Here is an 11355-nt window from a genome sequence, read left to right as displayed (position 1 = left end):
TCGGAGATAGTCCGCGTAATCGTCTTGGGCTTGTTTTTTCTAAGCTGCCTGTGCGGCAGTTCGGCGCGTTCTCTGGTGCGTGGAGCACTCCCGTTTTTTCTAAGCTGCCTGTGCGGCAGTTCGGTCGCAGCGCTGCCCCAATTGCCAGCGGCCACCTTTCTAAGCTGCCTGTGCGGCAGTTCGGAAGTGTTCTAACCTGTAACCGAACCTGTAACCTTTCTAAGCTGCCTGTGCGGCAGTTCGGATATACAGGGACAATTAACGGCACATCCGACTTTTCTAAGCTGCCTGTGCGGCAGTTCGGCCACTGCTTTAAGACTCTTGGGTGATAACGCGTTTCTAAGCTGCCTGTGCGGCAGTTCGGAACACGCCAAAATGTGCCCTATGGCTCGATATTTTCTAAGCTGCCTGTGCGGCAGTTCGGGCTTTCGAAAGATTGGGCGGTGTTAATGGCTTTTTCTAAGCTGCCTGTGCGGCAGTTCGGCGGTGTTACCAGCTATGTTACTGAAGCCGCTTTTTCTAAGCTGCCTGTGCGGCAGTTCGGATTACCGCTTCAGGAAACTGATCGGAGGTGGTTTTCTAAGCTGCCTGTGCGGCAGTTCGGTGGTATCTTTTAGTGATGTATTGCAGCCTTTTTTTCTAAGCTGCCTGTGCGGCAGTTCGGACGGGATTGGTAGAGGGCGTGCCTTCGGTTGCGTTTCTAAGCTGCCTGTGCGGCAGTTCGGGTCGCCGGTTGAGAGTGATTTGAAAGCCATCGTTTCTAAGCTGCCTGTGCGGCAGTTCGGCCTAGGTATTTTGTAATGCTGGCGGCGGTTTCTTTCTAAGCTGCCTGTGCGGCAGTTCGGGACAAAATACGATAAAGCAGAAAAGGCCAAATTTTCTAAGCTGCCTGTGCGGCAGTTCGGTCTGGTGTTGCTCGCAATGTGTTGGTGCATTCTTTCTAAGCTGCCTGTGCGGCAGTTCGGGCAATCTGGCATCAGACTGATGGTAGTGATGAGTTTCTAAGCTGCCTGTGCGGCAGTTCGGCCAGTTACAACCCGTCTAGCGGAATGGCTGTCTTTCTAAGCTGCCTGTGCGGCAGTTCGGGATGGGTGTTAGCAAGATGGCTATCAGCAAGTTTTCTAAGCTGCCTGTGCGGCAGTTCGGGCAATATCAGGTCGTTTTGTGTTGGGCTTGATTTTCTAAGCTGCCTGTGCGGCAGTTCGGTCCCGTGGGCAGAAAGTCTATTTACTGTTGATTTTCTAAGCTGCCTGTGCGGCAGTTCGGTCAATTCGATATTCGACCAGCCGGCGACATCGTTTCTAAGCTGCCTGTGCGGCAGTTCGGGAACGGGCGGTTGGCCCCAGCGTTCACCACTATTTCTAAGCTGCCTGTGCGGCAGTTCGGTTTTCGCTTCGGCCTGCACTGCATCAGTGTCATTTCTAAGCTGCCTGTGCGGCAGTTCGGTGATAGCCAAGCCGGTAAGCCTGACGGGTAAATTTCTAAGCTGCCTGTGCGGCAGTTCGGGAATCGTCAATTCTCAAACAGGTGCGGCTTGAGTTTCTAAGCTGCCTGTGCGGCAGTTCGGGATGGTTTCTTGCTGGGTTTCGGTTTTCGCTTTTTCTAAGCTGCCTGTGCGGCAGTTCGGCAAAAATGCAGATGGCGCTTGTTGCAGCCAATTTTCTAAGCTGCCTGTGCGGCAGTTCGGCTCAAGGGGACTTAAGAAACCTATCGAGCGAATTTCTAAGCTGCCTGTGCGGCAGTTCGGGCTGGAAAGCATGACATACAATGCAGAAACAATTTCTAAGCTGCCTGTGCGGCAGTTCGGGAAAAAAAAAAGCCGGCACTAGGCCGGCTTGTTTTCTAAGCTGCCTGTGCGGCAGTTCGGTAAGTTATCGCAAGATAAAGCCGGTAGATACTTTTCTAAGCTGCCTGTGCGGCAGTTCGGATCCAGTCTTGACAATCTGATTTTGTTGCACCTTTCTAAGCTGCCTGTGCGGCAGTTCGGTTTGAGTAGTCGCCATGATTGCCGCGCAACATTTTCTAAGCTGCCTGTGCGGCAGTTCGGTTTTTGGTTTTTCATTGCTTTGCTTCCTTTATTTTCTAAGCTGCCTGTGCGGCAGTTCGGCTTGCAAGCGTGTCAAGACGCTAAAAGATAAATTTCTAAGCTGCCTGTGCGGCAGTTCGGAATGCTTTTTACATCTGCCGGAACGTCGACAATTTCTAAGCTGCCTGTGCGGCAGTTCGGGGTACAATTTTCATGCTCAAACGCAAGCGTTTTTTCTAAGCTGCCTGTGCGGCAGTTCGGTATTGTATTGATATATCTCTCTTGTATTGACTTTTCTAAGCTGCCTGTGCGGCAGTTCGGACAAAAAATTATTTTATTCGCGCTTTAGTAATTTTCTAAGCTGCCTGTGCGGCAGTTCGGTGCAGCGTCGGAGGTCTTTGCCAGTGCCTCTTTTTCTAAGCTGCCTGTGCGGCAGTTCGGTAGATAGAAAAGCAAATATCATTCTAATTTTTAAAGAACTTTTTGTCTATTCTCTAAAAAACCCTTTTTTATCCCCCCTTTTGTAACCCATTGATTTAAAAGAGGGGATTTTTTGGTCGAAAAAAAGGGTTAGAACCAAGGTATTGTTGCTGTGGTACTCAGCCCATAACAGCTAAATTCCCCTTCAATGGGCTGATCTTGCAAAGGTCCATGTTCAATAAACAAAAAAAACGTTTTGCCACTGGTGCGGCTTCGCGCTTCAACTGAAGGCAATGTCAGCTTTTTACCCTCGGTGATTTTGTTTGCCACCTCAGAAGGATCAGCACCTCGGGCAATGGCTCGCCGGCGTAGCCGTTCGGGGTTGCTTTTCGATTGCACCCGTCGAACCACCCGATATTGAACACCAGCAGGAACAGCTAAGATTTGACTCAATTGACAATGGTCGCGCATTCCCGCCAACCAATCACTGGCCATCAATGCCAACAATTTTTCTTCAGAACCATGCAAACGCAACCGGCTACCCAAACGGGTTGATGTGTGCTCGGGAAAACTTAGACCAATTTTGCCATCTCCATGTGCAACCAACCCCTGATGCACCTTGCCAAACAAAGCTTTAAGCAAAATGGGCTGAGAAAATTCAGGATCGGGCAAAATCCGAATATCAAGATAGTGATTCATGCGGGTTTAGTCCTTGTCACCAAATACGCCACCGCGAATCAAGGTGGCCATTACATAATGTTGGTTTTCCACTGACGGGGCTTGGTCTTTTAATACCCAGTTATCAAGTAAATTATAAAAATCGGCTTTTTGTTTAGGTTGACGATAGGCTTTGCCTTGTGATGTTACCGAGCCATAGGGTTCAACAGCAATCGGGCTATTGTGGGAGTCGCTGTCATCATCTTGTGGATACCATGTATCGATGGTGCGCAGCGCATTACTGATTTTTTGGCTGTGCATCCCTGCAATCCCATTAACAACATATAAGGTCTTGCTTTTATCCCCTTTTCCCTTGTCCAAAATCAATTCTTGTGAAGGGTATACCTCTTGGCCATCGCCTACTCGTACAAAAGCAACGACCTCTAACAGCACATGGCATTTTCCTGATAAACCTTGCTCAATCACGCTGGCAAGAGTGTTTAATTCTGTTGCCTGATCTGTTGGAACATCGAAATTGCGCAAAGAAAAATCGAGGGCATTAAAACGCCATTGCTGCTGAATTTCACCCTCGGCACGGCGGGTAATTTCGACCATAATTTGCTCTGCCCCGATGCGATTGCGCCACAGAAAACGGCCATTGGCCAAATTAATTGCATAGCGACGTGCCAATTCGCCAAACCCTTGCGTCTCGATATAGCTTTTCACCGTCGCTTGTAGCTTATGTTGATAATCAAGATTGTTGCAGGCCGAGGGTTCGCCTGCACCGGCCAACACGCGCAAGGTAAAACGCACCCGCAGGGTATCGGCATCATTCGGCAAACTGGCTACATCGACAGTTTGTAAATTTGGATTTTGGATTTGTGCATCGAGTTTGGCGGGGTCTTGATCTTTTGTTGAAAGGCGATTCGAAATGGTGCCGCGCACAGATTTTTCGTGAACCACAACATCTGGCCACAGATTGCCTTGTGCCATGTCGTTCCATTGCCCTGCTTTGAATAAAGCGTCAGAGGCATCCAATTTACGTTCAAAAGCCAAAACAGAAGCTGTTTTTAAAGCATCGTTCTTTGCCATGTGAAAAATTCCTTATGCAGAAAATGGGTTTAAATCGGTATAGAAATTGACACAACGGTATAACCCTGTGTCAGGTTCCGCTTGATGGCGCCAAAGCATCTGTGAAAAAGAGGTCAAACGGTGAGGGGCAATCCATTCACCCAAGGAATACAAACACTCGACAAAGCGGGTTGGGGTTGCCACGTCGCGAGTATTGGTAACTTCTCCGGCAGCATGCAGTGGTGATAATCCTGCATAGCCAATCGGCAGGGGTACCAACCAACCTGTTGCAGGTTTGTGCACCTGCCATTCGACAAATTCGGGGTGAGTGGGGTCGGGGGTAGCTGGGGCGATGTTTAATTGTGTTAAATCTAACAGTGCATCTAACACCGTAGCATTGGGGCCAAGTGTGTCCAGATGTGTGCGTAATTTATCCGGACGATGTACCAAAGTGAAACCAGGTAAAAGGCGATAACGCAGCTTTTTGAAAAAAGCCTCTTGTTCGGTTTGTTGTTGCGGTACGGTTTTCCAGTAAGCTCGTTGTTGCTGCCCCCACGGTAATACGCTACCACCTGCAAAACGCATCGCATTGACTTCTGTATGAACCGCTTGAATCAACGGTGCAATTTCCGTATCACCAAATAATTCATCTTTTACTGCGATAACTAGGCTGATCTCTAAATGAACACGCCCTTCTTCCACGATCGTGGCAGGTGTCCCATCTTTATTGATGGGGTTTCGGCTGAGATGAAAGACATATTGATATTTGCTGGCTAGACGGGTGACTTGTGGTTCAAAGCGATGGCATACCACACCCACGCCAGCAAACCCTTTTTCTAATACGCCAGCAGCTAATAATTTGCGCTCCAGTGCATGAGCAAAGCCTAAAAAAGCCGATGGTGGCGGAAAACCCCAAGAGAAAGGGCCAGAAATGGCATTGGCGTTTTGGATCTGTAAATGTGGCAACACCAACAAACCAGCAGTGTCCACTTGAGGGTTAACCATGGTTCAAACTCCAACGGATGATTTGTAGGCGATCTTCCAATACGGTTTGCCATGCCTGCGCTTCAGCATCGCCAAAGTGCAATTGTTTGTTATTTTTATCTAAGGCACTGTTTAACCAATTGGCAAAGTTTCGCGTAACCTCGTCCAACCATTGGCCTTGGCTGCGGCGATTGGCAAAGTCTTCATCTTCATTCCCGCGCTCAGGATCAAGCCAATATTGCTCTGCCTCATCCAAAATACTGTTTTTGCTCCAACCGGCGGGCAGTGCTTGTAGCTCGGCAGTGTATTGCAACAGCTCATCACAAATGTCATCAATTAATGCGGCGCGAGCCTCACGAATGGCTACATTGTTGTAGTCCCCTGCTTTTCCCAACAGGTTTTTCAAGGCATTGAGTGTGAATCTGACATTTTTTCGGCGGCCAAATAGCGAAAAAATGCTGCGTTGTTGCAAAGGAGGTTGCACGCTATTTTGGTTTTGCCAAGTGGGTGGACACGAGGCTAATAGCCAATTTTCGCCGTGCCGCTCACTATTCAATTGGCTGATGTTTTGTGGTTTGGTACCACCAAAATGCTGTGTTGCTATATTGGGATAGTCGCGATAACCGTGATCGTGATGCTTCTTTATTTTGCGGGCCTCACGGGCGGCTTTGGCCTCATCAGAAAAACGGTCTTGGCGCATCGTATTCCAAACATGATGGGCCAAAGAGGTTGGAAACAGCGGTAGCAGCAGATGGTAAGTACCATCGGATAGGGGCCAATAGATTTGCTTGCTTAGCTTGTGGCTGGCTAATTCACCTTTTGGTTCTGGCAAAGTGGCAAATGCTGTGCACCAGTTTTCTGCTTCTTGTGTTTCTCCGCCGCTGTATTCACAGAATAAATCCATCAACGCTGGATGTTGAGTGAGGCACAAATCTAGGACGGTTTGCCCTGCCACTTTCAAACGCAAAAATTTGTAAACGTCCAAAGCTGCCGCGTTACCGACGACATCGGGTTCGAGTTGATGGTTAAAACTATGACTACCAAATTCATAGTGCAGAGCCGCTTTGTTACCGGTACTACTTAGGCTGGATCCTTTTGCATCAGGGTGATTGAACTTTAAGGCATGAGTGACTTGTTGAATTTGCTCGACCCGTCTGGCAGCATCGGCAATCCAAACAGCTGGTGTAAACGCATCGATCAAGCTGTCTCTCGCCTCGGTTTCTTCTGCTTTGAGTTTGTCTAATTTCCCCTGCAATCTTTCGGTTAAGAAAGACGAAATCACCGTTCGAATGTCAGATGCTGTGATCGGTGAGGTCTCTTCAGACAATATTTCGCTCATCAAACCTCCTAATTATTCCTAAAAAATACTCTATTTTCTGAAAAATCCTAAATGACCATGATAATGCCAAATTACGTTCTCTCTTTGTGGTAAATCAAATAATCCATAACGGTTGGCGCAATGTTCAATGGGTAGGTTTTGTTCTTCCGCCAGTGTTTCTAAAGCAATTTCATAATCGGGTGTGGCCCAATTCGAGATGTTTTTTCCCAAAGTTAGGGAAAGCGGCATCCAACGACTGTTTTGTAAGGTGCATTGCCCTTCTTTCTCCAAACGCACCAAATCAAGGCCACCGTTGGCATTGGGCTGTAGAGTGTGTGCGGCGCGGCCTTCAGGATCGCGCCGAAAAGGGGTCTTTCTTTGTAAGAAACCACTTTGATGGGCCAATGTTTTCCACCAATAGGTCACAGGTATTTGCTTTTGAGACACGCCGGCTGCCTGATCCAACATCAAGTCTTTCAAGGTCGCGTGCTCAAGGTCGGCCAAATTGTGTTGTGGATCGAGGGTGTCTCGTTCTGCAATCCGTGGTGCGGCAGTGAGTGGTTGTAATTGCTCTGGCGCAAGCACTTTGTCTAAATTGTGGGACACCATTGGAAAACTGCTGCTTTCAAAACCGGGTCGAACAAAAGCGAGGCGTTGGCCCTGCGCAGCTTTTACGTTGTGAGACATCAACCACACATTGGGCGAGGTAGTTGGACAGGTTTCGGTTCGATGCCGCTTCACACGCCCAGCCAATTGGATGATCGAACGCAACGATGAAGGCTCAACAATCGCCCAGTCATAATCATGGTCACGTCCAACCTCTGCTACCGCAGTGGCTAAGACAATAAACAGATGATCTTGCGCTGGGGTGGTTGTCAGTGCCTGTTGGATGCTGGGATGTTCAAATACCGCTTCAGGGCGATGGCGCTGCAATACCCGATCTAAGGTGTGTTCAAGCTCTGTGCGCACTAATAAAGGATGGCGCGAGTGATATACACAAAGATGAACATGCACACCATCAGGTGCACCATGAGTGAATAGCCATTGAGCAACCCGACACAGTGGGTCGATATTAGCCATTCTAATCAAGCCAAAGCTGACCTTTTTCCCTGTGTTAGGCTGGGTTGTATGATGCTGTTGATGGAGCTGTAAAGCATAATCAAGGCAATGGCTTGCCCATTGCTCGTAACAGATCGATTCTTTTTGCAGTGGGGTAGGGGCAGCGGCAAGATCTGGCTCAAATGGGACAACTTTTGCTCGCCGCCGTGGCTCAATGGCTTTGAGTTTGGCGATTCGACGCGACACAAATTGTGTGTGACGGGCAAGAAAAGCCGCCCCTTCATCATAGAAATCAGCTTCGCTACCATATTCATCAAACCATGCACACACTACGGCCGAAGACTGCCCCTGTTCTCGATGTGCTTGAAAAGCCTGTCGTCCTTGTTGATAAGCCAAAAATAAACCTTGTACCAACGCTGGCGGCAAAGTGGCTGAAGACAACAAGACTCGGCTCCCAAGTAGTCCTGCCCAATGGACTAAACGAGCAATGGCTGGCAAATCTTCTTGGGAAAAATCATCAACCTCGTCCAATACCAAATCTGACGTCATGAGGCGCAACATAGGGGCAATTTGATGTCCCCCTCGCGTGCTTTCTGTTGCCGGCATCAAATGGTCAATGGTGCAAGTCAACACTGGGGCATCTAATAAGCGTAGTACTTGGCTATTTTTGCCTAACCATGTTTTGAGAGGCCCATCGACTAAACAGCCTTCGTAATGCACATAATTGTGTTCTGGTAATAAATCGACCGAAGATTCATTGCCAGAGGCATCGCGGCTTGCTAATGCCTCAATCAGTGCTTGCTGTGCTGATCCACCGACAAGAACAGCCAAATCGGTTTCGTTCAACCCCAAACGTTCGCCATAGGCCGCACCTGTTTGACGAGTGAGGGTACGTAGCCCCATCGCCACTGTAAAACGTGCCCCCTTTTGTGCATGAGCTAAACCATAGGCGATACGACCATTTGCCAAGGTTTTTCCGCAGCCGGTTGAGGCCATGTTAACCCCAAAAAAACCATGTTTTTCGCTACGTTCTGCCCATGCTTCTGCCAAATCAAACGCTTGGTTTTGCCAACGAAATGCCCCTTTGCTGCGTTCACGAAAACCTTTGTGGCGTGCAATGCGCGGTAGTTGCCCATCTAACAGCGGCAAAGTGCGCAAAATCCGTCCAGTATTGACTTCTACGCCAATCAAATGCTCATCAAGTCGTTGATTTAATACACGTCCTTCAGGCGTATTCCGTGTGTTGGCATAAAGCGGTTTTTCTTTCCCTTTTACAGGATCGCCATAGCGCAGTTGACTGATTTGGCTGGAATAAAAATGGTCACCCAACATCAAACCCATGCGGGCGATATGTAGCGCATAAGGGCTTCTTACCCACTGTTGAGCTGTCTCGGTGTTAAGTAGATGTGGACGTTGTAATAAAATGTTTTTTGCGAGACGAGAGGCATGTTTTCGCCAATGTTGGCTATTCCACGGTAGATTTTTTTTAAATGTCCAACAGGCTTTCCTATCAGATTCTTTGCTATCTGGACGAGCGCCACACCAATTGGCGGAGATCAGCTCGGGCAACCGCTGTAATAACCCCTCACGATTAATGTCTTCCCCATTTTTCATGTCTGGTTCAGGTAAGCGATGGTGGCTGACGATTAACCAACCAATCATCTGAGCCAAAGGGGGCAAACCTTTTAAAGGCGCGGTGAAGATTTTAAGATCATCTTGTTTGAACTCGACTGGCGGCCATTCGGCCTGTTCTTCTCTATCTTGCAAGGCTGTCAGCCAAGCAATATCGTCTTTGCCACAGCTGCGCACAAAGGCTTCAAACAAACGCAGCGATACCCATTCATGACGAAACGCATCAGCTTGGGGTTTGCCAGAGCTTAATTTTTTCTGAAACGCATCATTGGCTTTGCCGAAATCGTGAAAAAGTGCTGCCAATTGTGCGATCAGCCGGATATCTTCTAAGCCATGCCAATCATTTTCATCGCCTTGTCGCAGCACATCACGGCGGGTTGTGTTGGTGGGGGTAGCACCTTGTGCGTTGAATTGGCGTGCATCGCCGACAATCCACAACAGTTCACTATGATTGGGACCTCGGTTCCAATGGCAAGCGACAGCCGTATTTTTACGGGCACTGCGACGCAATAATCCATACAGGGTATTGAGGCCTGCTTGGGTGATGATGGTTTTCCAGGTGCGGTCGCCGTGTCGTTCGGCAAATTGGTCAAGAATACGACGTGTTTCTGTCAGTGCGTTTTTGCTGCATTGAGACACCAAAACAATATTCATTCGGCAAGGTTCCCTATCGTCAAAGCCACATCTTTTAATGTATCAATCATGAAGTCTAACGCTTCGTGTTGTGAAAAGGCCTGTAGGCAAGCTTGACGGAAGGTTTGTTCGTCGTCGCCGCGTGTGGCAGAGATAAAGGCTTGGGGTAATACAATTGCATCTTTAATGAGATCAGCTACATCAAAAACCAGCGCACCACGACGTGTTTTGCCATGCAACACCGCCAATCCGTGAGGCAAACCCAGTACCCACGTTGCTGTGGCAGCCAGTCCATAGGCGAGATAGTTACCGTGATCTAAAAATCGGTTTGCGGGGTCGTGCCCACTGCCGCCTTTGCTGCGAGTGAAATCACCGTATTCAGTGGCATTTGCCGCCAACTGAAATAGTTTTTTGCTCAAACGCGCTTCTTCAGTTAGCAAAGCCGTGTGATCAGTGGCCATTTGATTTCGTTCGCTGGCGTTGCGTAACGCGGCTAGTAGCACCTCGGGGGAAACATGAAAACCTGCCTCAGATAACCGCCGGTTGTTTTGCCAAAGGTGTGCAACTTGTTGTAAACGCTTTTCCTGAAAGACCTTTGCCGCTTTCAAACGAAAAGCGTCGTCAAACCAAAACTTCACCCACGATTGCAAATACTCTGTTGGCCGGTACTCGCTTTGCGGTGAAAACCAAACAATGTCGACATCTATCTCATTGGCACTGTAAAGCGGCGTACCGCCACCCCCGCAAAAGCCAACTAATACCCCTGCTTTAGCCAATTCGCGCATGGCATCTCGTGTAATAGAGGTACCTGTTCCGAGTAAAATACACGTTGTGTTGGCAATGGGAATATTCCAATACAATGATTGCTTACCTTCGTCGGTCACGTACTCGACACGCCCGCCGTTCACTAGAACACGGCAATATTCGAGGTAATACAGATTGGCACGCTTGGAATGCAAAATCGTTTTTAGTTCGGAGGAAGTGAAGGTTTTCATGTCTACGGTTTAGTCAATTGAAAACCTGATTTTTGTAGAAAAAATTCTATTTGAATTTGACAAATAACAAAAATTATAGATATAGGTTTGCTAAGTTATTTTTTTAACTTTAATGGATATTTTGTTTAGAATGAACGCTGACAAACCAATGACCGGCGGTGAATGAAACCGTAATGTTTTTGATCGTACCCAACACTTCATGACCCAGTGCGCGACAAGCCCCGCCGTTCAGGGCGGGGAAGGATAGCGCGGACGGTGTAGCCGTCCTTGGGTTTCAGTCTTGGGCGGGTACGCCACCAATAGGTGAACATGATCATCCTCGCCGTCCATATTTCGCCACAAAGACCAAATGGACATGCATATTAAAAACGCAGTGCCGACCGTGCCGAATATCATTGTCATTGCTCATAGACCAAACTATAATTGAGCCATGCAACGACTTCAAGCCTTCAAATACGAACTTGTGCCAGATGGCCATCAGGAGCGGCAAATGCGCCGCTTCGCTGGCTCGTGCCGGTTCGTGTTCAACAAGGCGTTGGCGTTGCAGAAGTCGCGTTACG

7 protein-coding genes, 1 pseudogene and 1 CRISPR repeat array are annotated in these 11355 nt (G+C 48.3%); of the genes and pseudogenes, 1 reads left to right on the top strand and 7 read right to left on the bottom strand.

From position 1 onward, the window contains the following. Positions 1-36 precede the first annotated feature (36 nt). A CRISPR array of direct repeats spans positions 37-2467; the repeat unit is 28 nt; unit sequence TTTCTAAGCTGCCTGTGCGGCAGTTCGG. Between the two features lie 129 nt (positions 2468-2596). The 7 genes and pseudogenes from cas6f to G465_RS15595 form a co-directional block, all read right to left on the bottom strand. Next, on the bottom strand, positions 2597-3145 hold the full coding sequence (gene cas6f, locus G465_RS0111420) for a type I-F CRISPR-associated endoribonuclease Cas6/Csy4 (protein WP_022654592.1): 549 nt from the start codon (positions 3143-3145) through the stop codon (positions 2597-2599). 6 nt (positions 3146-3151) lie between these two features. Further along, on the bottom strand, positions 3152-4195 hold the full coding sequence (gene csy3 / locus G465_RS0111415; protein ID WP_022654591.1) for a type I-F CRISPR-associated protein Csy3: 1044 nt from the start codon (positions 4193-4195) through the stop codon (positions 3152-3154). Positions 4196-4207: 12 nt separating this feature from the next. Continuing rightward, positions 4208-5179, bottom strand: a complete 972-nt coding sequence (gene csy2 / locus G465_RS14595; protein WP_022654590.1) for a type I-F CRISPR-associated protein Csy2 — start codon at positions 5177-5179, stop codon at positions 4208-4210. After that, a complete protein-coding gene (gene csy1, locus G465_RS14590; protein ID WP_022654589.1) occupies positions 5172-6497 on the bottom strand; it encodes a type I-F CRISPR-associated protein Csy1 in 1326 nt (441 codons plus the stop codon). The genes csy2 and csy1 overlap by 8 nt, the downstream gene beginning before the upstream one ends. Positions 6498-6527: 30 nt before the next feature. Then, positions 6528-9821, bottom strand: a complete 3294-nt coding sequence (gene cas3f, locus G465_RS0111400) for a type I-F CRISPR-associated helicase Cas3f (RefSeq protein ID WP_022654588.1) — start codon at positions 9819-9821, stop codon at positions 6528-6530. Further along, positions 9818-10795: a type I-F CRISPR-associated endonuclease Cas1f gene (gene cas1f / locus G465_RS0111395; RefSeq protein WP_022654587.1), complete on the bottom strand. Its 978-nt coding sequence runs from the start codon at positions 10793-10795 to the stop codon at positions 9818-9820. The genes cas3f and cas1f overlap by 4 nt, the downstream gene beginning before the upstream one ends. Positions 10796-11074: 279 nt before the next feature. Then, positions 11075-11204, bottom strand: a pseudogene (locus tag G465_RS15595) (IS200/IS605 family transposase); the annotation flags it as partial. Between the two features lie 21 nt (positions 11205-11225). Between G465_RS15595 and G465_RS16560 the strand changes: the two are divergent. After that, on the top strand, positions 11226-11355 hold a 130-nt coding region (locus G465_RS16560; RefSeq protein WP_155846549.1), incomplete at its 3' end, for a helix-turn-helix domain-containing protein.

The sequence above is a fragment of the Aquaspirillum serpens DSM 68 genome, assembly GCF_000420525.1.
Taxonomy (GTDB): Bacteria; Pseudomonadota; Gammaproteobacteria; order Burkholderiales; family Aquaspirillaceae; genus Aquaspirillum; species Aquaspirillum serpens.
The sequence above is the reverse complement of the archived record's forward strand: the minus strand, read 5'-3'. Positions and strand labels throughout refer to the sequence as shown.